This window comes from Lacrimispora sp. (genome assembly GCF_036758025.1).
GTDB lineage: Bacteria > Bacillota > Clostridia > Lachnospirales > Lachnospiraceae > Lacrimispora.
This window is the reverse complement of the sequence record NZ_DAIOXM010000001.1, coordinates 251550-277074: the sequence shown is the minus strand read 5'-3', so window position 1 is coordinate 277074 and position 25525 is coordinate 251550. Positions and strand designations below refer to the sequence as shown.

General features: G+C 44.4%; 24 protein-coding genes. All 24 read right to left on the bottom strand.

The features are described from left to right. Window positions 1-5: 5 nt before the first annotated feature. Window positions 6-1667, bottom strand: coding sequence for a dihydroxy-acid dehydratase (gene ilvD / locus V7M78_RS01275; protein ID WP_333645637.1), 1662 nt, complete (start codon window positions 1665-1667; stop codon window positions 6-8). Between the two features lie 22 nt (window positions 1668-1689). After that, a complete protein-coding gene (leuB, locus tag V7M78_RS01270) occupies window positions 1690-2775 on the bottom strand; it encodes a 3-isopropylmalate dehydrogenase (RefSeq protein WP_333645636.1) in 1086 nt (361 codons plus the stop codon). 308 nt (window positions 2776-3083) lie between these two features. Continuing rightward, window positions 3084-3950, bottom strand: a complete 867-nt coding sequence (locus V7M78_RS01265) for a DNA glycosylase (protein WP_333645635.1) — start codon at window positions 3948-3950, stop codon at window positions 3084-3086. 28 nt (window positions 3951-3978) lie between these two features. Beyond that, window positions 3979-4605 (bottom strand): HAD family hydrolase, encoded by a 627-nt coding sequence (locus V7M78_RS01260; protein WP_333645634.1) that lies wholly within the window; start codon window positions 4603-4605, stop codon window positions 3979-3981. A 1-nt stretch (window position 4606) separates the two neighbouring features. Then, entirely contained in the window at window positions 4607-5944 is a 1338-nt protein-coding gene (locus V7M78_RS01255; protein ID WP_333645633.1) for an MATE family efflux transporter, read from the bottom strand. Window positions 5945-5969: 25 nt separating this feature from the next. Then, a complete protein-coding gene (locus V7M78_RS01250; RefSeq protein WP_333645632.1) occupies window positions 5970-6473 on the bottom strand; it encodes a GreA/GreB family elongation factor in 504 nt (167 codons plus the stop codon). 25 nt (window positions 6474-6498) lie between these two features. After that, a complete protein-coding gene (locus tag V7M78_RS01245) occupies window positions 6499-7740 on the bottom strand; it encodes a [Fe-Fe] hydrogenase large subunit C-terminal domain-containing protein (RefSeq protein ID WP_333645631.1) in 1242 nt (413 codons plus the stop codon). 246 nt (window positions 7741-7986) lie between these two features. Next, window positions 7987-8331, bottom strand: a complete 345-nt coding sequence (locus V7M78_RS01240) for a type II toxin-antitoxin system HicB family antitoxin (protein WP_333645630.1) — start codon at window positions 8329-8331, stop codon at window positions 7987-7989. 48 nt (window positions 8332-8379) lie between these two features. Beyond that, complete coding sequence (locus tag V7M78_RS01235) at window positions 8380-8607, bottom strand: type II toxin-antitoxin system HicA family toxin (protein ID WP_333645629.1); 228 nt, start codon at window positions 8605-8607, stop codon at window positions 8380-8382. 228 nt (window positions 8608-8835) lie between these two features. Further along, complete coding sequence (gene rpsI, locus V7M78_RS01230; protein WP_333645628.1) at window positions 8836-9228, bottom strand: 30S ribosomal protein S9; 393 nt, start codon at window positions 9226-9228, stop codon at window positions 8836-8838. 28 nt (window positions 9229-9256) lie between these two features. Further along, entirely contained in the window at window positions 9257-9691 is a 435-nt protein-coding gene (gene rplM, locus V7M78_RS01225) for a 50S ribosomal protein L13 (RefSeq protein ID WP_333645627.1), read from the bottom strand. 191 nt (window positions 9692-9882) lie between these two features. Beyond that, a complete protein-coding gene (locus V7M78_RS01220) occupies window positions 9883-11955 on the bottom strand; it encodes a methyl-accepting chemotaxis protein (protein ID WP_333645626.1) in 2073 nt (690 codons plus the stop codon). 52 nt (window positions 11956-12007) lie between these two features. Next, window positions 12008-13033: a tRNA pseudouridine(38-40) synthase TruA gene (gene truA, locus V7M78_RS01215; protein WP_442914606.1), complete on the bottom strand. Its 1026-nt coding sequence runs from the start codon at window positions 13031-13033 to the stop codon at window positions 12008-12010. Window positions 13034-13056: 23 nt separating this feature from the next. Next, on the bottom strand, window positions 13057-13857 hold the full coding sequence (locus tag V7M78_RS01210; protein WP_333645625.1) for an energy-coupling factor transporter transmembrane component T family protein: 801 nt from the start codon (window positions 13855-13857) through the stop codon (window positions 13057-13059). A 49-nt stretch (window positions 13858-13906) separates the two neighbouring features. Then, on the bottom strand, window positions 13907-14761 hold the full coding sequence (locus tag V7M78_RS01205; protein ID WP_333645624.1) for an energy-coupling factor transporter ATPase: 855 nt from the start codon (window positions 14759-14761) through the stop codon (window positions 13907-13909). Further along, window positions 14751-15656: an energy-coupling factor transporter ATPase gene (locus tag V7M78_RS01200; RefSeq protein WP_333645623.1), complete on the bottom strand. Its 906-nt coding sequence runs from the start codon at window positions 15654-15656 to the stop codon at window positions 14751-14753. The genes V7M78_RS01205 and V7M78_RS01200 overlap by 11 nt, the downstream gene beginning before the upstream one ends. A gap of 169 nt (window positions 15657-15825) precedes the next feature. Next, complete coding sequence (ilvD, locus tag V7M78_RS01195) at window positions 15826-17628, bottom strand: dihydroxy-acid dehydratase (protein WP_333645622.1); 1803 nt, start codon at window positions 17626-17628, stop codon at window positions 15826-15828. A gap of 16 nt (window positions 17629-17644) precedes the next feature. Next, window positions 17645-18388 carry a FadR/GntR family transcriptional regulator gene (locus V7M78_RS01190; RefSeq protein ID WP_333645621.1) on the bottom strand — a complete coding sequence of 248 codons (744 nt, stop codon included), beginning with the start codon at window positions 18386-18388 and terminating at the stop codon, window positions 17645-17647. 90 nt (window positions 18389-18478) lie between these two features. Continuing rightward, window positions 18479-19246 (bottom strand): hypothetical protein, encoded by a 768-nt coding sequence (locus V7M78_RS01185; protein ID WP_333645620.1) that lies wholly within the window; start codon window positions 19244-19246, stop codon window positions 18479-18481. Window positions 19247-19270: 24 nt separating this feature from the next. Continuing rightward, window positions 19271-20704, bottom strand: a complete 1434-nt coding sequence (locus V7M78_RS01180) for a GntP family permease (protein ID WP_333645619.1) — start codon at window positions 20702-20704, stop codon at window positions 19271-19273. Between the two features lie 16 nt (window positions 20705-20720). Next, a complete protein-coding gene (locus tag V7M78_RS01175) occupies window positions 20721-21593 on the bottom strand; it encodes a sugar phosphate isomerase/epimerase family protein (protein WP_333645618.1) in 873 nt (290 codons plus the stop codon). Window positions 21594-21605: 12 nt separating this feature from the next. After that, the gene (locus tag V7M78_RS01170; RefSeq protein WP_333645617.1) at window positions 21606-22688 is read right to left on the bottom strand and encodes a Gfo/Idh/MocA family protein; all 1083 of its coding nucleotides are present in this window, start codon (window positions 22686-22688) and stop codon (window positions 21606-21608) included. 386 nt (window positions 22689-23074) lie between these two features. Then, window positions 23075-24088, bottom strand: a complete 1014-nt coding sequence (locus V7M78_RS01165; RefSeq protein WP_333645616.1) for an N-acetylmuramoyl-L-alanine amidase family protein — start codon at window positions 24086-24088, stop codon at window positions 23075-23077. Window positions 24089-24111: 23 nt separating this feature from the next. Next, window positions 24112-25338 carry an N-acetylmuramoyl-L-alanine amidase family protein gene (locus V7M78_RS01160; protein WP_333645615.1) on the bottom strand — a complete coding sequence of 409 codons (1227 nt, stop codon included), beginning with the start codon at window positions 25336-25338 and terminating at the stop codon, window positions 24112-24114. Window positions 25339-25525: the final 187 nt, after the last annotated feature.

Here is a 25525-nt window from a genome sequence, read left to right as displayed (position 1 = left end):
TTTCTTTATATCTCCAGAATGGCTCCCTTGCTTGCCGGAGCCGCCATGGCCGCATAACGGGCCAGATATCCAGAGGTTACCTGCGGCTTTCTGGGCTTCCATTCAGCCTTTCTTGCCGCCATTTCTTCATCTGATACCTTTATGTCTAACCGGCAGTTGTCTATATCAATGGAAATAATATCCCCTTCTTCTACCAGGGCAATCGGGCCTCCTACTGCTGCTTCCGGGCAGACATGGCCGATGGAAGCACCTCTGGAAGCGCCGCTGAAGCGTCCGTCTGTAATGAGGGCAACTGTGGAGCCAAGTCCCATACCTGCAATAGCTGAAGTGGGATTTAACATCTCTCTCATGCCGGGGCCGCCCTTAGGTCCTTCATAGCGGATGACTACTACATCGCCTGCTACGATCTTTCCTCCCTTGATTGCGTCAATGGCATCCTCTTCACAGTCAAATACTCTTGCCGGACCTTCATGCTTTAACATCTCAGCATCTACAGCAGAACGTTTCACCACAGAGCAGTCCGGTGCTAAATTTCCCGTTAAGACTGCAATACCTCCGGTGCTGCTGTAAGGATCTTCTGCAGGGCGGATGACTGAGTGATCTTTGTTCACATGGCCCTTTATATTTTCTCCTACGGTCTTTCCTGTTACTGTCATGCAATCCAGCTCTAAAAGTCCCAGCTTGCTGATCTCATTCATAACAGCGTAAATACCGCCGGCTTCATTTAAATCTTCCATATAAGTATGGCCTGCCGGAGCTAAGTGGCAGAGGTTTGGAGTCTTAGAGCTGATCTCATTGGCGATTTGCAGATTCAAGTCCACTCCTGCCTCATGAGCAATGGCCGGAAGGTGAAGCATGCTGTTGGTACTGCATCCCAAAGCCATATCCATAGTCAGGGCGTTGCGGAAAGCCTTTTCGGTCATAATGTCACGTGGACAGATATTCTTTTTCAGCATATCCATAACAGCCATTCCCGCATGCTTTGCAAGCTTTAAACGCTCGGAGTAAACAGCCGGTATAGTTCCGTTGCCGCGAAGACCCATTCCCAATACCTCGGTTAAACAGTTCATGCTGTTGGCCGTATACATACCGGAGCAGGAGCCGCAGGTAGGACATGCTTTTTCTTCATATTCCCTTACGTCTTCTTCTGTCATGGTTTCAGCCGCATAAGCGCCTACTGCCTCGAATACGCTGGATAAGCTGGTCTTCTGTCCTTTCACACGGCCTGCCATCATGGGGCCGCCGCTGACGAATACAGTTGGCACATTGACACGGGCTGCTGCCATCAAAAGTCCTGGTACGTTTTTATCGCAGTTTGGTACCATGACCAATGCGTCAAAGGCGTGAGCCCTTGCCAGACATTCTGTAGAGTCCGCAACAAGATCTCTGGTCACCAGAGAATACTTCATTCCGATGTGTCCCATGGCAATTCCGTCGCAGACTGCAATAGCCGGAACCATGACCGGTGTACCGCCTGCCATGGCAACTCCCATTTTGACGGCATTGACTATTTTATCCAGGTTGGTATGACCTGGCACGATCTCATTATAAGAGCTGACAATTCCGACCAATGGTCTTTCCATCTCTTCCTCAGTCATTCCCAGTGCATTAAATAAGGAACGGTGAGGTGCCTGCTGCATTCCTTTTTTTACTGAATCACTCTTCATATGCTGTACTCTCCTTTTCTTTTTATGAAATTTTCCCTGCAATCAAATCTCCCATCTCAGTGGTAGAGACCTGCTTGCAGCCCTGAGACATAATGTCTCCGGTCCGGTAGCCTTCTGACAATACCTTTTCTACTGCCGCTTCCACTGCATCTGCTTCTTTATCCAAGTCAAAGGAGTAGCGCAGCATCATAGCTGCGGAAAGGATGGTGGCTATGGGGTTTGCAATGTTCTTTCCTGCAATGTCAGGTGCAGAGCCGTGACTTGGCTCATACATTCCGAATTTGCTTTCATTCATGCTGGCTGAAGACAGCATTCCGATGGAACCGGTAATCATGCTGGCCTCGTCGGATAAAATATCTCCGAACATGTTTTCCGTCAGGATTACATCAAACTGGCGTGGATTCATAACAAGCTGCATGGCGCAGTTGTCAACCAGCATGTGGGTTAAGGTAACCTCAGGATAGTCCTTTGCCACCTCTTCCACCACATTTCTCCAAAGCCTGGAGGAATCCAGTACATTTGCCTTATCCACGCTGATGACCTGCTTCCTGCGCTTCATGGCAATATCGAAAGCCTTAATGGCGATTCTTCTGATTTCATTTTCATTATAAGTGAGGGTGTCAACGGCAGTTCTGACGCCGTCTATTTCCTTGGTACACCGGTCTCCAAAGTAAAGACCGCCTGTCAGCTCTCTCATAATGACCATGTCAAAGCCGTCTCCGATGATCTCTTTCTTTAAGGGGCAGGCTTCAGATAATTCTTTATAAAGATAAGCAGGACGGATATTTGCAAATAAATTAAGGCCCTTGCGGATTGCCAAAAGCCCCGCTTCAGGTCTTAAATGAGGAGCCACATCGTACCATTTGGAATTTCCCACATCTCCGCCTACTGCTCCAAGGAGAACAGAATCACTGTTTTTTGCGGTTTCCAGGGCTTCCTCTGTTAAGGGAACGCCATGGGCATCAATGGAAACACCGCCCATCAAAACCTCTGTATACAAAAATTCATGACCGAATATAGTTCCCACCTTATCAAGGATCTTTTTCGCCTCTCCAATGATTTCAGGTCCGATCCCATCACCGGGGATAACTGCAATGCTGTAATCCATCTTTCATTCTCCCTCTATATGAGTTACAGTCCAGCTATGCAAAAGCTTTGAAAGCATAACCTGACTGTAGCTATGATATGTTACTGTGTTAAAGTAATTGTCTTCATAATATAGATTATGAGAAGCTGCTTTTCAGCTTCTCATAAAAGACACTCCCTTTAGTGCCATCCCTCCGATTATGAAAACTTGTTATCATAATAGAACATTTATCGGGATTTTTCAACTAAAATCATATAAATTTGATAGAAAACAGTATATAAGATTGGAATCGAAACTATAAGCTCCGGTTATGAAAGAACTTCCGGCAATCACTTTAATGCCAGTTTATTGACTTTATAATAGAACATATACTGCTGGAGAATCCCTGCATACCCCTGGTATTTCTTAAGAGGAAAGCCCTGGGGATAATGCTGTTCCAATATCTGTTTTACGTGGGTATCCACCGGAAAAGCACCGATGTGATGAAGCCCGAACAGGCAGACGCAGTCCGCCACTTTCTTTCCTATGCCGTATTGTTCTGTCAGCATGGAATGGGCATTTTCATAGTCCTGCCTCTTTAAATCCTCAATCCACATCTTTCCAGGCTCTCCGCTGCATTTTTCAGCCATGGACCATATGTATTTATCCCTGTATCCAAGACCCAGGCCTGAAAGGCCGGAAGTCCCTGCTGCTGCAATGACCTCAGGCTGCGGAAAGGTGTAATAGCTCCTTTCCTCCTCTTTCCAGGTCCCGTCAGCAGAAGCCGCCAGACCGGTTCCTGTCCTTTGGACTCCAAACCTGCTGCACAGGGCCTCAACACTTCCTGTGATCCGGGTAATGTTGTTGTTTTGTGAAATCAGAAAGGTCACGATCATTTCCCAAAGGTCCTGATTCAAAATCCGCACGCCCCAGCCCAGCTTAACAGCCTCCCTAAGGTAAGCATCTTCCGGCTCCACATTCTTTTTATATCCGCTGTAATCCGTCTGCAGGTCAAAGTAACCGGACCATATTTCCCGGAATTCTTCTTCCCCGCAGGAAAAGAGAAAGCAGTCCTCTTCCATCACCGCCTCCACATAATTCCCGGCTGCGGCAATGGACCAGGCGCCATGATTGTCCTCTCTCCTTCTGATCCGGAAGCATTGGCCTGATCTGGCAATCTGCTCCAAATCCATATCTTTTATTGAAATCCGGTACATGATAACGATCTCTCTATTCTATCAGCCATTACAAAGCTGGCTGGCTTTCGTTTAAACGGAATAACACTTCCCTAAGTTTCTTTACATCTCCGTCTGCAAAACAGTATCCATCCATTCCGCAATCCCTGGCTCCCTCAATATTCATAGGAATATCATCGATAAAAAAGCATTCCTCCGGCTTTAATCCGAACCGGCTGAACAGATGGCCGTACATTTCCTTCTGAGGTTTTATGTACTTCACCTCTGCGGAAAATAAAGTTCCGTCAAAATAGCTGATTCCGGGAATCATATGGCTGCATTCCAAAAGCCGCAGGGAGGCATTGGAGCACAAATAAATCCCATAACCTTTTTCCTTAAGCTCTGCCACTAACTCTTCCATTCCCTCAATGGGCCATAGGTTGTATTCGTGCCAGTGCTTCATGCATAAAGCTGCCATTTCCTTTGCGTGATCTGTTTCCAGACGGGCCTGCATTTTCTTAAGGGCAGTCTCTTCCGGCATCAGGCCCATATCCAGAAAAATCCACTCCGGGGAATCAAACACTGCGGTAGATACTGCCTTTCTCTCCGCCTCATCCTCAATAAAATGGTGGCACACCTTATTCCCTTCGTAATTTACCAATACTTTTCCCATATCAAATACTATATTTTTAATCATTTCATCTCTCCTGTAATAGTTGATTTTTTTTCTTAAACCAAAAATAATAAGGAATTTCTGCAAGCAGCATACATACCCAGCCAATGAAACTGGCAACGGCCACTCCCTTTATTCCCATAACCGGGACCAGGATGTAAACAAAGACTACCCGGACGGATATCTGAATCAATGTGGAGATCAGCGTTATGGACATGTTCCCCATTCCCCTGAAAAAGCCCTGTATTCCATTGGTAAACGCAGGAACCAGATAAAAAAATGCCATAATGCTTAGATATTCTACCCCTGCTGCCACCATGCCCTTGTCTCCCTCCGAGACAAACAACCTCATGGCAGGCTCTTTTATAAGAAGAACTAACCCGCAGATCAGAACCCAGTAGCAGGCTTCCAAAACCAGCCCGGTCCGAAATCCCTTTTTCACCCGTTTTCCATCTCCTGCTCCACGGTTCTGGGCTACAAAGGTCATCATTCCTGCTCCAATGCTCTGTTCCGGGATAAGCGCAAAGTCTTCCACCCGGTTTACCGCATGAAAGGCCGCAATGGTGCTGACACCCAAGGGATTAATAAATCCCTGAATCAAAAGCTTTCCAATGGGCTGGCAGGATTGCTGTAATGCCGTAATGGACCCATGCCGTAAGGTCAGGTTCAAAAGCCCCCGGTCCATATGGAACTCCTCTCTGGTAAGCTGAAGAAAGGGAACCTTCTTATATATGTATCCCACACATAAAATAACTGAGACAGCCGCTGCAATATTGGTGGAGAGTGCGGCTCCAAAAACTCCCATATGAAACTGGGATACAAAGATCACATCCAAAATTCCGTTAAGCACCGAAGCCACCGCCAGAAACCGGACCGGGGTTTTGGAATCTCCCACACTCCTTAAAGCCGAAGCCACTGCATTGTAAAAAAAAGTAAAGGGAACTCCTAAAAATATAACCCGCAGATACAGAGCACCCTCTTCAATGATTTCCTCGGGTGCCCGAAGAAGCCTCAGAATATTGGGAGAAAAAATTGCTCCTAAAGCTGCAACAGCCAGGGAAAAATAAATTCCAAATATCAGAACCGTCGCTGCCTCCCGTTTCACCTTTTCATAATTCCCCGCACCAAAGAATTCACTCATCAGCACTGAGGCACCGATACAGATTCCCGAAATTCCCAGGATCACAATGGTCATGACCGGGCCGGACGTGCCCACCGCAGCCAAAGACTGTTCCCCTGCAAAACGCCCCACTACAATGGAATCCACCGCATTATAGGTAAGCTGAAATAAATTTCCCAAAATCAGTGGAATGGAAAATCCGATCAGGTGGGATGAAATGTTTCCTTTTGTCATATCCTTCATCGTTTAAACCAACCCTTCCTGCGGATCAATAGCTTCTCAGCTTATCGCTTCCGTCATCCTTTGTATTTTCCAGCCGTTTTACCACTACGTAATAACCAGCTTTATCGCTGATTTTTACATAAATTCTGTCTCCTGCTTTGCGGCCCATAATAGCTCTTCCCAAAGGGGAATCCGGGGTAATAAGGCCCTTCATGGAATTTCCCCGGACCGTGGTGACCAGTTTGTAGGTTTCTGTTTCGTCATCTTCTTCAAAATATAAATCAACCGTATTGTAAAGCCCAACTTCATCTTCTTTGGAATTATCGGATACGATCTGAGCTGTACGGATCATCTTCTCCAAATACCGGATTCTGCTTTCGTTCTGGTTCTTGTCCTTTTTAGCAGCATGGTATTCAAAGTTCTCGCTTAAGTCCCCATGGGCCCTGGCCTCCTTGACGGCCTCCAGGGCTTCCTTGCGGACCACCAGCTTCCTGTGATCAATTTCTTCCTGCATTTTCTTGATGTCATTTTCTGTTAATTTGTCAAACACGCTTTAAGCCAGCCTTTCCTTTTTCTTATATTGTTCTGCTGAAAAAGTCTGTTTCCTCTAACAGGCTTTCAATGGTGTCCATTCCAAGGCGGTGCAGCAGCTCAATGACATATGGATTCTCAGCGGGATGCTGATAGGTTGCCTTCTCTCCATATTCATTGACCAGCTCGGTTCCCAGCTCCATTCCCAAGATGGATCTGGGGCCTCCTACACATCCGCCTACGCAGCCCATTCCTTCATAAAAATTGGCTTCAATCTTTCCCTCCATAATATCCTGGATCATCTTCCTGCATGCAGGGACTCCATCGGCATGCTTGGTGCGGATTTTTGTCTCTTTGTTGGGGTTGATGGCCCTTACGGTATATTCCACCGCTTCACTGACTCCGCCCTTTCTGGCATAAATTCTTCCCGCTTTGGAGGAGTGGTCTTTCTCGCTCTCTTCCATTACAGCAGGATCGATTCCCAGGGCATCAAAGATGTTCTTTGTTTCCTGGAAGGTGAGCACAAAGTCAACATCTCCTGCCAAATCCTTTTCTCTGGCCTCTGCCTTTTTTGCAAGGCATGGGCCTATGAAGACGGTCATGGCATCGGGGTGGAGTGCTTTTACTACTCTTGCACAGGCAATCATGGGAGAAACTGAGCCAGGGACGTGGGGGAGGAGTTGGTTGTAAACCTTACGGATCATGCCGATCCACATGGGACAGCAGCAGCTTGTGAGCTGAAAATCATTGATATCGTTAATGTTTTTGTCAAATTCGAGGGCTTCTTTTAGAGTGAGGATGTCCGCAAATAGGGCAACCTCCAGCATTCCGTCGAATCCTACTTCTTTTAATGCATTTCTCAGTTTGCCGGGTGTGACTTCACTGGAAAACTGGCCTAGAAATGCAGGGGCGATCATGGCGTATACCAGACTTTTAGAGCTTCTTATGGCTTTTAGGGCTGGGATAATGTCTGTGGTGGCAGTTAGTTTTTCACTGGCGCAGCCTTGGATGCAGTTTTCGCAGCCCAGACAGAGTTCAGGGTCTACCTCTACTCCATCGGCTCCCATGGTTAAGGCTCCGAAGGGACAGCGGTTTAAGCATTCTTCGCCTTCAGATTCGGAACAATTGCATGTTCCGGTGCGGAATACGATGGGGTGTTTCTTGGGGTTTAAAAGGCAGTCTAAGTGGTTGGGGTCGTAGGAGTGTTCGTCTTCCGGTGCCAAATCTGATTTATTGTCCAGTGCTGCTTTGATCGTGCTTTCGTATAGCTCTTTAAAGGTTTGCATAAATACCTCCCGCATGTAGGCTTTGATCTTGGTGTGGCATTTTTAAATAGGTATTTATCGGATCGTACAATTACCATTATAATACCTTTTCTTCCTTCTTGCTATACCGAAAAATGGAATTTAAATCTTCCTCTTTAACTGATATAAAGAAGGTTCTGCAAAAATAGCCTTATTTGCTGTTTTTGCAAAACCTCCTATTTAAATAGCCTCGATAGTCTTTTGTTACTGATTTTACTATATCCTGCATTACTTTGTCAGTTTATATAACGCCAATGTATTGAGACTTACGCCTTCTCGTTCCGCTTCTATTGCAAGCCTTTGATGCAGGGACTTAGGCAGCCTTAAGTTGAATCTGCCGCTATAGTCTCCTGTACTCTCAGGCATTGGAATCGGCAGTCCATTTTCTAACTTCACTTCCAAATACCCTTCCATAGCTTCATTAAGGCTTTCATATAATTCTTCCAGTGTATCGCCTGTACTTTGGCAGCCATCTAACTCCAGGATTCTACCGTAGAAATAATGACCGCTTTCATCATTTATTTCCTGTACTAATCTCGTATATGGGAGTTTCATATAATCCTTAACTTCCATTGTTTGCGCTCCTTTCCTGCCTGATATATTATATCCGGATCAGAGAAATTACTCTCCTATCCGGTTTAGTATGTCCATTACATATACCTTCTTTAACGGGCTTTCCTGCTTTATTGTTGTCAGGTCTCCAGTTTCTTTATTTAAGTACTGTTTGTGGCTTCCCTTTTGTCTCACTGCTTCATACCCATATGCATTCAGTACCTTTTCAGCTTCTTCCGGCCGTATACCGTTTGGCTGCCGTTTCATCTTGTCTATTATTTTTTGTACGCTTGGCACTTATTTCGGCCCGCTCAAAACTACAGTACTATATTTGGTACTGATTGTCAATGTTCTGGTCTTTGGCAGTTTCCGTTATCTGCGAATGCAAGAAATAACCTCGATTCCGCTTCGCTCCATCTCGGTCATTTCTTGCATTCCAATGAACAAAAATGTATATAAAAAAGTCCCTTTGAATGCAAGCATTCAGGGACTTTTCCATATACATTTTTGTTCGCAGATAACTGCTTATCTCTTTGAAAACTGAGGTGCCCTACGAGCGGACTTTAAGCCGTATTTCTTTCTTTCTTTCGCTCTTGGATCTCTTGTTAAATAACCGGCTTTCTTAAGAACTGGACGATAGTCCGCATCTGCCTGAAGCAGAGCTCTTGAAATACCGTGTCTGATTGCACCGGCCTGTCCGGTGAATCCACCGCCGTGAACGTTTACTAAAACGTCAAACTTATCAACGTTCTCTGTAGCAACCAGCGGCTGACGAACAACAACCTTTAATGTTTCAAGACCTAAGTACTGGTCAATATCTCTCTTATTGATGGTGATTTTGCCTGTACCCGGTACTAAATATACTCTGGCGATAGATTTTTTTCTTCTGCCTGTTCCGTAAAATTTTGCATTAGCCATGATAACTTCCTCCTTTCAGCACCTCTGATTAAAATTTGATTTCTAAAACTTCTGGCTTCTGAGCTGCATTTACATGCTCTGGGCCTGCGTATACGTGAAGTTTTGTAATCATGCTTCTTCCTAAAGGTCCCTTTGGAAGCATACCCTTAACTGCCAGTTCCATTACTCTCTCAGGCTTTTTAGCCAGCATCTCTCTTAATGTGGTTTCTTTCATACCGCCCACATAATCAGAGTGATGATAGTAAATTTTCTGGTCCAGCTTCTTGCCGGTTACAGAAATCTTGTCTGCGTTGACAACGATCACATAATCGCCGCAATCCATATGCGGGGTGTAGATCGGTTTATTTTTTCCTCTTAATACTTTAGCTACTTCTGAAGCCAAACGTCCTAATGTATGTCCTGTAGCGTCAACTACGTACCATTTTCTTTCAATCGTTGATGGACTAGCCATAAAAGTCTTCATGGGATAACCTCCTGTAAATTCTCGTTTTATTCATCATAACTGCATTTAAGTTATATTCAAAACGTTCACTCCGGGGCATTGGCTTGAACATTTTTGCCTAACGTCACAGTTATACATTATATTACACTCAGCCGGCTGTGTCAACCACTTTTCCTGTAAAAATGAGCAAAAGAACAAAAGAACAAAAAATATTATGACAGCTTTACACCGGCAACAGCTTCGCTCAATTCTTCTGCCACCTGTTTCTGGTTTTCAGCCATTTCAGCCATATTCCGTACTACTTTATGTGCCTTTTCTATAGCAGACAGAACCATGCTGCTGTTGCCTGCCGTGGTCTGTACAGATTCCGATACATTTTCAATCGCATCCCGGACTTCCTGCATAACCACATTGATGTTTCCGGCCATTTCAGCCACTTCATTGGAGATTTCCTCAATGGAAACCGCATCCTGCCCATACTGGCGGCCCACATCCACAAAACGGCTGTAATCAGGGGTAACTGTTTCTTTTAAAAATTTAAGCATGGACTCCGTACCGCTCATCATCATGGCAAAGGCATTCTGAACTCCGTCAATGGTCACTTCAATTTCTTTTACAATATCAGAGGTATCTTTGGAAAGCTTTCCAATTTCTCTTGCTACCACTGCAAATCCTTTTCCCTGTTCACCGGCCCTGGCCGCTTCAATGGAAGCATTTAAGGAAAGAAGGTTGATTTGAGAAGCTGTATCAGAAATAATCTTTGCCATGTTCCCGATCTTTTCTACTACCTTAGCATGTTCCACTGCAAGTCTTAAATCCTTTTCCCGTTCCCCGGATATGCCGATTGCATTTTCATACGCTTCCCTGCTGTTTTTTTCGATGTCTCTGGCACGCTCCATGATCTCTCCGGCCATTTTGCTGCATTTTTCTGTCTCATCAGCCAGGACTTCCACTGAGGAATTAACCTCTGCCACCGAGGCATTAACCTCTTCTGTGGCTGCACTGGAGGACATCATGGCTTTATCCACATCGCCCATATAGGTCCTGATATCCTGAAATTCCTGAAGTAAGTCAGCAGATGCTGTGTTTAAATGTTCACTTGCACCGCTGATTCCTCCGGCATGAACGGATATCCGCTCCATAAGGGATTTATTGCTTCGAAACATATTATTTAAGGAATGACTCATCTGGCTCAGTTCATCTTTTCCTCTGGTCTTTAAAGGACGTATGGAAAAATCTCCGGCTGCCAGAAAACCGGCAAAATTTTTCACCCGTTTTAATCCGGAAGCAATTCCTGCTACCTGAAGCAGCACTGCCACAACGCAGCAAAGGAGCGCTGCTGCACTTAGCTTCATAAGCTGGGAATTTAAATGGTTCACTGGCCTTTGAAGTTCTGACTGGGGCATTTTAATCATAATGATCCAATTTACACCAGGCACCTTGTCATAGTAAAGGTTATAGGTTTCCGCCCCTTCCTGATAGAAAGATCTGCCGGAATCAGTGGAAATTATGGTTGCTGCTGCAGCTGCCAGAGAACTGTTTTCATCCTGGGCCATATTCATTGCTGCTGTTATCTTTTCCTTTTCCACACCGGAAATATACACTCCCTCAGAATTTGTCAGCATGGCAGAACCTTTTTCTCCTACCTTTATGGACTGAATCATGGTATCAATGCTTCCCAGTTCCATATCCACTGTAACTGCCCCAATGAATTTATTCCGGCTATCATAAATAGGTGCAGTGCAGGAAGCCATTATCACATCAAGGGTGGGATCGTAGTAAGGATCTGTAATAACTGCCTCTTTGCCCCCTGCTGCTGCAAGCATGTAGTATTCCTGATTAAAATAGTCGTAATCCTTATTGCTGTAATCATAAGTCAAAGATGTTTTGCCGTTTTCCTTGTACCAATAAGGACCTATGTATTTCTCCTGACTGTCATATACATTGGGCTCAAACCAGATTCCGCTTCCCAAAATCAGCTCATTATCCCATATGATTCTATCAATTGCCTTTCCGTAAACCTCCAGCTCTGTGCTCTCATAGGAGGAACCAACCATATGTGCAAGGTTCATTGCCGTTGCTTCCACTGTATTCAGATAGTCATTGATTCCGTTTATACTTGCCTTCAATTCTGAATGCATACTGGCATTGCTCTGCTCCTCAATCAAGTCTCTGCCCGTAGATACACTGATTCTGTTTAAAAGAACGAGAGCCAGTACAACAACAGGCAGAATCCCCAGCAGCATTTTTATTCCAATACTTCTGAATCCGATGCCTTTCTTCATTATAATCCTCCTGGTATCTTTTATCTTTTTTCAATTTTCTGTAAACAGAATCCTATTTTTGTGTCACATACCAGCCCTGCTCCTCATCAGAAGAATGAAAGACATAAAATCCATAAGATTTTCCCGAAATGATTCTTTCTGCATTCTCCTCATCCTTTACATAAACAGTCCCAGCCCCATTGCGCACTGCCTGATGGACTACCCGGATCAGAAGCCGTTCAAAATCCTCTTCCCTGCACCGGTGAATGATAAGGCGGGCTTTTCCTTTTGAAACAATCTCCTCCTGGGAGAGAGTATAGCTCCATTCCTTGTTTTCTCCCTTGATTTCCTGTTCCAATTCCTTTTCGTATTCCAGGCTCATCAAAGTAAGACCCTTGGCTGCCGCCTTGGGACCCGCTTCATTCCGGTCTCTGGCATCGAGAATTTTTTCCACGTGTCCGGGAGGATAAACACCCATTCCCACCTTCATCAAGGTTCCTGCGATGATCCGCACCATGTTATATAAAAATCCGCTTCCTTTGATCCGAAGAGTAATTAAATCTCCTGACTTTTCCACGTCCAGGCTGTAAATGGTTCTCACCGTTTCCTCTGCCTGACCCCTTGCGGTGCAGAAGCTTTTAAAATCATGCTCTCCCACCAGATAAGCGGCTCCTTTTTTCATCAGTTCCACATCCAGAGGAAAATAACAAAAGTAGCTGTATAATCTCATGGTGGGAATTTCGATTTTCCGGTTCATAATCCTGTATTCATAAGTTTTTACACAATTCTGTTTTCTGGGATGATAGTCAGGGCTCACCTCTTCGGATTGCAGAACCCGGATATCATCCGGCAGCCTCTGGTTTAATGCAAAGCAGATTTTATCCGCCGGCATCCGGTTTTCCGTATCAAAGACGGCCACATTTCCCTCAGAGTGAACTCCTGAATCCGTCCTGCTGGCCCCGATGACTGCCACCGGCTCCTTCAGCAAATCCGTCAGCGCCTTGTTCAAAACCTCTTCAATGGTAACTCCGTTATTCTGGAGCTGCCATCCGCAGTAATTGGTACCGTCATAGGCCACAATCATCTTAACCCGTTTCATATACTCTCCTTTTTATAGATTCCTCAGGCTTTTATCCGAAGTATTGCAATAACTGCCAAATAGACCAGACAGAGTGCGTAAACCGCCCCATCCCGCTTCTCATACCGAAGGGGCTTCATCTTAGTCCTGCCTTCCCCGCCCCGGTAGCATCTGGCTTCCATAGCCATTGCCAGATCTGTGGCACGGCGGAATGCGGAAATGAACAGGGGAACCAGAAGGGGAATCATGTTCTTTGCCTTCTGAATTAAATTTCCTGTTTCAAAATCAGCTCCCCTGGCCATCTGAGCCTTCATGATCTTATCCGTTTCCTCTACCAGAATGGGGATAAAACGAAGGGCAATGGACATCATCATGGACAGCTCATGAACGGGAACTTTGATTTTCTTTAAAAATCCAAGGCTTTTTTCCAATCCGTCAGTCAACTGGTTCGGAGTGGTAGTAAGAGTCATAATGGAAGAGCCTATCACCAGATAAATGAGACGGATTCCCATAAAGGCTGCTGTCTGGATTCCTTCTTTCGTTATTTTCAAAAATCCCAACTGGAATACGGCTTCTCCGGGAGTCAGAAACAGGTTAAAGCTGACGCTGATTAAAAGCAGGAACACAATGGCTTTTAATCCCTGCACCATAAACCGGATGGGAACACGGCTCAGCCGGATGGCCCCTGCCAGGAAAATGGTGGCTGCCAGATAGGCCCATATGTTGTCCGCAATAAAAAGGGATATGATGTAAATCATAGTCCCAAACAGCTTTGTCCGGGGGTCCAGCCTGTGAAGGATGGAATCCACCGGATAATATTGTCCTAAAGTAATATCTTTCAGCATAATATCTCCGATCCTGTTTTTAAGAAGGCCTGCCCTGCCCTAAGGCAGATCAGCGGCCATCTCTCAGAAGCTTCAGTATCCCGTCTCTGGCTTCTTCTATGGTAGTAGTGTTGTCATCAATAGGAACTCCATGTTCCCGCAGGGTATGGACGATGTAAGTGATCTTTGGAGCTGCCAGTCCCATAGCCTCCAGCTCCTTATAATGCTTAAACACTTCCTTTGGTGTATCGTCAAATACCTTTTCCCCGTGATTCATCACCAGAATCCGGTCCACATATCTGGCAATGTCCTCCATGCTGTGGGAAACCAGAATAATGGTCATGTTCCGCTCCTTATGGAGCCGTTCAATCTGATCCAGAATCTCATCCCGTCCCTTTGGGTCCAGGCCTGCCGTAGGTTCATCTAAAATCAGCACCTCCGGATTCATGGCCAGAACTCCTGCAATGGCAACCCGGCGCTTCTGCCCGCCGGAAAGCTCAAAGGGAGAACGCTTATAAAAGCTTTCATCAAGTCCTGTCATGGAAAGAGCCTCCCTGGCTCTGGCTTCCACCTCTTCTTTGGATAGTCCCTGATTTTTGGGGCCAAAACACACATCGGAAAATACATCAATTTCAAAAAGCTGATGCTCCGGGTACTGGAATACAAGACCCACACGGCTTCTCAAAGCCCGAAAGTCGTACCCTGCCTCATAAATATTCTTTCCATTATAATAGATGGCTCCGCTGGTAGCCTTTAAAAGCCCGTTTAAATGCTGAATCAGGGTGGACTTGCCGGAGCCTGTATGGCCGATCAGGCCTACAAATTCTCCATCTTTGATTTCTAAATTCACATCCTTTAAGGCATGCTGTTCAAAGGCCGTACCCTGGCCGTAAATATAATTCAAGTGTTCTGCTTTAATCGCCATTCTCTGCTCCATTTCCCAGAGTAACCTTTCCAGGAAAACGCTCTGTAAACATGGGAAGCAGTTTTTCCATCAGTTCCTCTAATGTCAATATTCCGTCAGGTAAGTCCACTCCGTTTTTCTGAAGCTCATAAGCCAGCTCCGTCACCTGGGGGACATCCAAACGGTAGGATTTTAACTCCTCCACCCTGGAGAATATTTCCCTGGGAGTTCCATCCATGACTATTTTTCCCTCATCCATGACAATGACCCGGTCCGCATGGATGACTTCTTCCATATAGTGAGTGATGAGGATTACGGTAATGCCTTCTTTTTTATTTAACTCCCGGACAGTCCTCACCACTTCCGCTCGGCCGTTAGGGTCCAGCATGGCTGTAGGCTCGTCCAAAACAATGCACTGAGGCCGCATGGCCATGACTCCGGCAATGGCAACCCTCTGCTTCTGGCCTCCGGAAAGCTTATTGGGAGATTTTAAGCGGTAAGCAGCCATGCCCACTCCTTTTAAGCTCTCCTCCACCCGTTTCCATATTTCTTCTGTGGGAACGCCCAGATTTTCCGGACCGAATCCCACGTCTTCTTCCACCACATTTCCGATGATCTGATTGTCCGGATTCTGGAATACCATTCCTGTTCTCTTTCGAACCTCCCATAAGTTTTCTTCTTTGGAGGTGTCCAGGCCCTGAATCCATACAGTTCCTTCTGTAGGCAGTAAAATGGCATCTAAGTGCTTTGCAAAAGTGGACTTGCCGGAACCATTGTGCCCCAGAACAGCCACAAACTTTCCTGCTTCAATATCTACGCTGACTCCGTCAATGGCCCGCTTTATTTCTTCAATATTTTCTTCTTCGTCTTTCCTGATGTAATCGAATATCAGCTTAGAGGTTTTTATGATTCCCATAGCATACCTTTCTGTAGTAGACTCAAACATTTACATGTCACATAATTTTAGTTGAATATTGCATAACAGTCAAGCATCGTCACAAATCTTTTATTATTTTCCTTATAAAAAACAACCGCCTGAAGAACATCCTCGTTCTCCAGACGGTTGTTTCGGTTTTATTCCGCTTCTATTCCATATAAGCGCCCTTCATGGGGCTTGTTGCATGCTGGGTGTAAAGTTTTAAAAGGCCTCTTGTATATTTGCTTTTAAATTCTTTTAAATGCTTCCTTCTTTCCTCCAGAATATCCTCCATCTCTTCCGGAGTCTTCTCCATGCCTTTTACACCAATGATATTTAATTTGCGGGCTTCCACATCCAGCTCTATGATATCCCCTTCTTCCACCAGTGCAATAGGACCTCCTGCTGCTGCTTCCGGAGAAACATGTCCCACAATCGGTCCTCTGGAAGCTCCTGAGAATCTTCCATCCGTAATCAATGCAACGCTGGCCGCAAGCTCCGGATCTGAACAGATCGCTTCTCCTGTGTAGAACATCTCCGGCATTCCGCTTCCCTTGGGTCCCTCATACCGGATGAATACCGCATCTCCCGGTTTGATATTGCCTTTGAAAATTGCATTTATGGCTTCTTCTTCGCTGTCAAAAGGCTTGGCATTCAGCTTTGCCTGAAACATATTTTTAGGACATGCCGTATGCTTGATCACAGCTCCTTCCGGCGCTAAGTTCCCTCTTAAAATAGCAATGCTTCCATCTACGCCTATTGCCTGGCTGAAATCACGGATGATTTCTGTGCGTTTGATTTCCCGCCCTATCTCTTTTCCTTTTTCTGACAGGATCTCATCACAATGCTCATAAAATCCGTTCTTTTTCAGTTCTTCCAGATTCTCTCCAAGTGTTTTTCCCGTAACGGTCATAACATCCAAATGAAGCATATCTTTGATCTCTTCCATAATGCGGGGAACTCCGCCTGCATAATAAAAATACTGGGCAGGCCAGTCTCCTGCCGGTCTTACATTTAAAAGGTAATGGGCACCTCTATGTAACCGATCAAAGGTATCCGCATCAATATCAAATCCAAATTCATGGGCAATGGCTGATATATGCATCACCGCATTGGTGGAACCGGAAATGGCCGCATGTACCATAATCGCATTTTCAAAGCTTTTCATTGTAACAATATCTTTTGCCGTAATATTTTGCTCCACCAGCTTCATGATCTGAACGCCAGCATCGTAGGAAGCCTGCTTCAATTCCGGGGCTAAAGCCGGCATGACCGCAGTCCCCGGAAGCATCAGTCCCAAAGCTTCTGCCATGACCTGCATGGTTGCCGCCGTACCCATAAAGGAACAGGCACCGCAGCTGGGGCAGGCATTGTGCTTATAATATGACATCTGTTCATCAGATATTTCCCCACGCTCATGCTTTGCAGAAAACTTTCCAATTTGTTCCAGTGTCAGCAGCTCATTAATGGCACAGCTTTGATCATCTGCAACATATTCGTCTTTTACAACAGCTGCCTCCATCACTCCGCCGCTGACAACAATGGCGCTCATATCTTTTAAGCGCCCGATGCTCATAAGCATGGCCGGCATACCTTTATCACAGCTTGCAATAAAAATACCTCCGTCAAAGGTGATGGAATTGACCTGGGCTTCCACCAGGTTGGCAATTGCTTCTCTATGGGCCAGGGAGTAATTGATCCCATCGTGTCCCTGGGCCATTCCGTCACACATATCTGTGGCATAATATCTGGCTGCCTTACCCCCGTTTTCATTTACAGCTTTAGCTGCTTCCTCAATGAAATGATCCAGGTGTGTGGAACCGGGGTGGCTGTTTCCATAGGTACTTTCTATAATGATCTGGGGCTTTTCAAGATCATGTAATGTCCACCCCATTCCCATTTTCAAAGGATCCATTTCCGGAGCTATTTTTCTGGTCGCCTGACTCTTTAATGTATTTATATCAATGCCCATCACAGATTTTCCTCTCTTATTTCCTTTTCGTTCTAATATTTTCATCATTCGGATTGTCTTTATCTCTTGCTTCTTTTATTTCTTTAATCTTATCCCTGTTGTGAATAATATGCATCAGCATAGAAGTTTTGGCACTGATGGAATCATGGTCCCGAATCGCTTCGGTCAATGCTCTATGGGTTTTTATTGTCTCTGCGATCAAGGTCTTGTGTGTTACATTTACAAACAGTAATACAGCCGTATCGATAATAGGAATTAATTGTTCTACTACCCGGTTCTTGGAGCATTTCGCAATGAATGTATGAAATTCAATATCCTCACGGATATACGGCTCATCCTTCAAGATTTTTTCTTCCAGCTTGTCACAGAGTTCAGTCAGCATTTTAATGTCTTCTTCTGTAGCATTAAGAGCTGCCTGGGCCGCTATTTCCGGCTCCAGCATTAATCTGACATTGACAAAATCCATAGCCAGAGAAATCTTGTCATCAATTCCGCGCACGCCAAGAGGGTCGTCGTCAAGAGGTATGGGACTTGCCACATAGGTTCCTGATCCGTGGCGAACCGTCAATACCCCTCTGGCGACCAAAAGTTTAACTGCCTCCCGCAAAGTACTTCTGCCAACACCAAATTTTTCAGCAAGTATATATTCATTCGGAAGTCTTTTTCCCGACTCTATCTGTTCTTTTGCAATGTAATCAATAATTTGTTCCTCAATCTGTTCCGTCAACAACTTTTCTTTATAATTTTCAAACCCATGCATATTAGACTCCTATCAATGATACGAAACGTTGATGATGTACTATTGGTTCATTGTGCATAAGTTTGTTTTACAAGGATATTAATTATTTTTCTACGTAATTTTTTTTACCATATAGTGTTGATTCCCGTTTTCTTTAATATAATCCTTTATGTTCTTTTGCTTTTCTTGATAACCATCTGCTTTATACAATTCCAGCAAACATCTACTTACATTAAGCTTATGCAGAATTGATTTAGAGCTAATAAAATCATTTTCGAGTACATCACAGTACTTCTTGCTACCCTTTATGGTTTCCAGACAAGCCTGCTGGTATGCTAAGGTTTTCTGCAGTCTCATCTTTTTACTCTTATCTTTTTCATGGCTGACTACCTGCTTTAAATCTGATATGGCAATATCTGCCTGCTCTGTTTCTCTATTTTGAATCATAGCCGAAATAATATTTGAAGTAAACTCCATATCTGCCCCAAGCATTTCTGCAAGGGGCATATAATCCATTAAAATACTTTTTGCTTTATGAAAATCACCGGCAGCAATATATCCATTTGATAAATGCTGTATTAATAAACATTTCTCTTTCTTTGAAAGTCTTGCCTTCATCATGCTTTCCAGTTCCACTATAAATCTCTCTACTTCCATATTCTGGTAGAGAAGAAGCAAGCTCTCCTGAAAGATTTTGTACCCCATTAATCTTCCGATATACAAAGCCAGATATACGGATATTACAGGGACCAGGACATAGGCCATCAGTCTGTTGGAGCCATTTTTAAAGAGCAAAGGCAAAATCGTATAGCCAATGACCGTCAATATAATGCTCCATATAATAAAAACCTTTCTGCTTTTCTTAAAATAAAAAATCAAATGATTTCTCCTATTTGCTTTTCATTAAATAAGTCCTGTAAACGAAATAAGTACCAGACACGCAAAGGCCAATATACCGCCGATTGCATTGGTTGATGTAAAATATTTAAGTCCCTGCTTTGTATCAAATCCATAAAGAGAGGTAAAGATCCAGAACCCGCTGTTATTTACGTGCCAGCCCACCATGGAGCCTGCACCAATTGCCAGGGTGGCCACAACAGGGCTGATCGCCAGAATAGGTAAAAGTTCTACCATCAATGCCGCCGCTGTCATAGAAGCGGTTGTCATGGAACCGCAAACTGTCATTAAAATTGCCGCCAGTAAAAATGGAACTAAAATAGCCGGAAAATTAGTTTCAGCGATGGATTTTCCAATGACGGAAATCGCTTCATTTTCTCTCAGGATTCCTCCCATAGCACCGCCCATAGCTGTGATCAGCAGGGCTCCGATGGCAATTTTCAAAGCTCTTCCAACCCAGTTTCCAAAAACGATTTCAGACCATGAGCTCTTTTCTGTTAACTCAGCTTCTCCTGACGCCATATTTGCTTTTGCCACAACCTTGCTCTTTCTTCCGAACACCAGTAAGCCAAGACAAATAATACCGCAGAATAACGCCAAAATGGTATCTCCAAAGATGTTATAAAACTTATATGCCGCACTGCCCTCTTCCGCAAACACCTTACCGATAGAACCAACTGCTATCATGACAGCCGGCAAAAGAAGAGGTAAAAAGGATGCAAAGGCACCAGGACAATTTTCTTCTTTGATTAAAAGGGTATCTACAGATTCATTTTCGTCAACCGCTTCGATTCCCTCTGTATAATCAGCCAAAGGCTCAATGTATTCACATTTTGCATAAACCGGTGAAAGGATGATATAGCTGACTACAAAGGAGACAATACTGCACACAAGTCCCCATAAAATTACAGTACCCACATCTGCGCCCAAGGTGATGGAAACTGCAAGTACACCAGGCGTAGGAGGAACCAGGCCATGAGTTAAGGTCAGTCCCAGATTTACAAATGGTGCAACCTGCTGCATACCCATCTTTTTGCGTTTTGCCAGGATTGCAGAGATCGGAGCATTTAAAATAATAGCAATATCTCCAAAAACCGGAATACTCATAATAAAGCCGGTCAGGGCTGGTGCTAATTCAAGCCTTTTTCCTCTAAACAGCTTAATGAAGAAATTCACAATACTGGAAGCCGCTCCTGTATCAGAAATTCCTGACGCAAGAATCGCTCCAAATATAATCATAATACCGATATTTCCCAAGGTCGAACCAAAATAATTTTTAATGGAAGCAAAGGTATCTGTAATTGATACGCCGGAAGCCAATCCGATGAATGTTGCTGTAAGAAACAAGGTTATAACCGGATGCATCTTAAGCTTTAAAGTCAGCACCGTAAGTATAATAATTGCTGATACCAACATAATAATAAACATCATAGGTGTCATGTTATGTTTTTCCCTTCTAAATACACTTATTTTCTAATAATTTTTTCTCAAGAGTTTGAAATGCCTCATGTATAACCAGTTGGGGAGCCTGTTTCCAATAATCCGGATTAAAGGTTTCTACTGATACCATCCCCTCATAACCTGTCTTTTTCAAATTTTGCAAAAAGTTGTCAATGTCCACTACTCCTCTGTCACAAAAACATCTTTTATCCTGTCCCATTTCTTCATCAGGAACCTCCAGACCGCTTATCAGATGAACAGCAAAAATCTTATCCGGCTCCACTGCCTGCAGTTCACTGAAATCATTTAATTTTCCATTCAGATAAATGTTGTAGGAGTCAAATACAAAACCTACATTCTTTCTGTTTACAGCTCTGATGATCCGGTCTGCTTCTGAAATGCTTCTTACGCTGCTTCTATTAAAGCCAACCAGCTCAAAACATAAATTAATGTCATAAAATTCTGCAATGTCACTTAATTTACCCAGAATCCTTACGCAGTCTGCAAAGGTCTTTTCCTTATCTCCTATAAACGGACCGCCAAGAGGATCTCTCTGCAAAGGAGGAACAATAATAAAATAATGGTTGCCGATCGCTCTGCTTACCTCACATCCAAATAAGAATTCATTCATCAGTTCCTTCTGCTTTTCCGGATCATCGGAATCACTGAGAAACTCCGGATAAAGATATAAAGCATTCATGGCGTGAGGTTTTAGTCTGCTGGTTTTAAAAAATCGGACCAGTTCCTCTAACGTATGTTTCCGCAAATACTCCTCAAGCATATCCAACCGTATTTCAATATAGTCAAAGCCTGCCTTTTCACATAATTCCAAATCTGTCAAGAGATCGGAACAGCCTTTTGCAGTGGCTTCATTATAAGACAACTTCATTCGTCTGACTCCTTATTTTATTGGAAATTTAATCACTTGATTAGTTTCAGTTGACCTGTAAATGGCTGTGTATATTTCTACTGTTTTCCTTCCCTCAACTGCATCCACCAGGGGTTTGGTTCCATTTGCTACTGCACTGACAAAATCTTCGATCTGTTGCTGATGATAATAATACATGGAATCCACACTGTTGAAGAAATCTGTGTCTTCTTTTTTCCATACAGGCTGCATTTCCTCTTCACCAGGAACGGTCCAGATATCATTATAGGGAGCTTCCGTTATATTTGACATTCCTGCGATAAACATTTGACCTCCGTCTGTCTGAACACCGACAGCAGCGCCATTTTCGCCAAATATATGAACCTTGCCATGAAGGGCAGGATTCTGGCTGTTTGAAACAACAATATTTCCGACTCCGCCATTTTTAAATTTAATAACAGCAACGGCTGTATCCTCTACCTCAATGTAAGGATGATTCAGGTTCTTCCATACACCGTAAACCTCATCAACTTCCCCCATATACCACTGCAAAAGATCGATCTGGTGGGGGGCCTGGTTTACCATAACTCCTCCGCCTTCTCCTTTCCAGGTTCCTCTCCACGGGTCGCTGTCATAGTAGTCTTTATCTCTCCATCCCAGCATGGTTACCGTTCCCAGCACTGGCTTTCCGATCTTTCCGGAATCAATTGCCTTGCGGATTCTCATGGCCGGTCTGTAAAATCTCCTTTGCACCATAGTTCCAATCTGCACATGGTTCCGATTGCCCGCTTCAATAATTCTGTCACAATCTTCTAAAGATGATGCCAAAGGCTTTTCTACAAGAACATTACAGCCGCAATCAGCAGCAATAACCGCCGGATTTGCATGGAGGGGATGAGGGGTACAGATACTTACCACCTCAATCTGTTCTTTTGTAATCATTTCTTCAATGTCTGAATATGCTTTTACTCCATATTTTTCTGCAAATGACTTTGCCCGCTCTATATTGTTATCACAAACCGCTGTAAATTCGCTGTTTTCAATATTCACATAAGCTTTTGCATGAAAGTCACCAACTTTGCCACATCCGATGATAGCTGTTTTTAATTTTTTCATTTGCTATAATTGCCTTTCTTTTCAAGATTTGTACGTACAGGAATATCTCATCATATGATTTTAAATTATATATTTTTCTGGGTTTTATCGCAAGTCGTTGCAGCATGTTCTACTTTATCAACATCTTTCGCTGTTTTATTCTATATATATTTCATAAATATTGATACTTTTCTATACATAAATTTCCAATATTTGACTGATCAGCTGCTCTCATGAATTATTCATCAGATGACTTTGATTGTATTATAATAAAAACACTCACTTTTTATCATAATATTATGGTCCATAGCTTTTCTATTTCTGCATAAACTATACATAAAAGGTCCAAAATAAAGGGATCTGCCATAAATTACGGCAGATCCCTTTATTTTAAACCTTTGATTATTTTATTGTACCCAGAGTCCGGAGCTGTTTATGCGGTAAGTTCCCTCCACCTTGGTGTCGGAGGCCATACTTCCATCCTCATAGAAATAGTACCACTCTCCAGGCTGCATCTGAAGCCATCCGGTAGCCATGGAGCCATCGGCCTTCAGATAATACCACTTTCCGTTTATCTGCTGCCAGTCGGTCATCATACGGCCATTTTCTCCCAGGTAATACCACTTTCCGTCTGAATACTGCCAGCCAACTGATGCATAGCCTTCCTCGTTAAAGCGATACCACTCTCCCCGGATCATCTGCCATCTGCCGGTCACCCAGCTTCCGTCAGACATACGGTATTTTTTTCTGTTATTATGCTCTTCCCAGGTTCCGAACCTGTCGTCCTGATCCTGGAGAATAGAGTTGCCGGAGGTGACGGGATCGCCTTCCGCTAAATAGTCTTCCTCAGAAGAATCCATTAGGATGGCTTTTACTGTATAATAATGCCGGTCTTTCCCTTCCATGTGAGGCAGAAGGTCTATGGAAACAGAGGAGGTGGTCAGGCTTTTGACCCAGGTTCCATCCTGCTTATACAGCATTACCTGGTACCTGGAAGCAAAGGGAACTTTTTTCCATACAGCTTTTGTTCTGGCTGCATCGCCCCAGCCTGCTTCCTCTGTTTTTCCCAGCTTGGCCCCGGGAGTGTAGGAAACCTTGATGACCGTTTCCCCTTCCTCTGTTTTTACAGAAACAAGGCGGCCTCCGTATACGGTACAGTCTGTTTCTGAATAAGCGCCCGGAAGGCGGAGGGTTCCTGTTACCTTTTTTCCTGGCTCCCACTCTTCAATGGGTTTGCTCCACTTAGGGCTTTCCTCTGAGTAATTAACGGTAACGGCAGGAATCCGGATTTCTTCCGTCCAACTGCTTTTGCTGCCCTGATCCAGACGGATCTTTACGCTTCCTAAAGCAGAAGCTGTCAACCCTGTTCCAAGTGTCATGACTGCACAAAATAGAATCAGCCATTTTCCTTTTCCCTTCATCCTGCCATCTCCTTTCGTCCTGATTACTTACGCCATACTCCGTTGCCATCTACCGGGAATCCGCTGATGGTGGTATTTACCGCCCTGGAGCCCTCGCCCGGATAGAAATAATACCAGTTTCCGTCTACCTGCTTCCAGCCTTCCTGCATAACGCCGCTGGCATCGGTATAGTACCATTTGTTGTTGTAATTGATCCAGCCTGTTGCCATAGCACCTTCCACTCCGCTGGTGGTGGAGGGATTTAAATAATACCATTTATTGTTGGAAACGATCCATCCGGTTACCATGGCTCCGTCGTTGTTCAGATAGTACCACAAGCTTCCTCTTTGGTTCCAGCCAGTCAGCATGGCACCGTTGTTGTCGAATAAATACCACTTACTGTTGATCTTTGCCCAGTTATTTTTGTGATAGCTTCCGTCCGGATAGCGGTAATACCAGGTGCTTCCGTTTTTGATCCAGCCAACCTCGCCGCTGGCGGGAGTTCCGTTATCCTGGCCGCTTCCGTCTGAGACTTTTTCTTCCGGAAGGTACATTTCATCGGACTCGGTCCAGTCGCTTCTCTTGGCGTATTTCTGTTCGGTTTCTGTATAGGGTACGGTGCGTACCCGGAAGCTGTAGGTGCCTGCTTTAGTCATGTAGGGGTAGAAGTTGTAGCTGGTGGCCTTTAAGGTTTCTACCTTCTTTACGACGGTGCTGCCCCGGTATAAATAGACATCATAGGCATCGGAGCTGTTGTCTACAGAGCTCCATTTTGCGTTGCCGTAGCCGGAATCTCTCCAGTAGGCGTCTTCTGGGGACTCGTAGGTGCCTTTTATGGGTTTGAATGTGAAGGTTACATATAAGGTATCTGATCCGGAGCGGCTGGCAGACACGTAGGTTCCGCCTTTCACACTTACATTGCTGGACTGGTAGCCGCCTTTGAATGCGTATTCGTCAGAGTCTACTGCTTTTAAGGTTACTTTCATTTTAGGTTCAGAACCGATCTTCATCTCTTTGCTGTCTGATGTGACCCAGTCCAGTTCCTCTACAACAAATCTGTCATTGGTTGTGGAAACGTAATTTCCGCTTGTTCCGCTCGTATCAAAAGAATCTTCTCCGGGCAGGGTATCACCGGTGTTGATTTCGTCCAGTCCTACGTTAATAGTTACTGATGATATGGTCTTTGCGGCTGCCAGGGCCTCCAGGGAAAAACTCATTCCTAACATGGTTACCATGGAAGTTAAGGCTGCCAATCGTTTTAATAGCTTCATAAGATCCCTCCGTTCTCCTTTTATAAATCCATTTTTTGCAAATCTGTAGTGCAGGTTTGGACATCTGCTGGGCAGATGTGAAAATCTTTGGTGTAGGCTTGGGAATTCCCGTCGCGAACTTTAGAAAAGCTTGTTTGTGCGGGAGTCTGGGCCGCTGTGCGAGCCTGGAAACCCTTTGGGTTTCCAG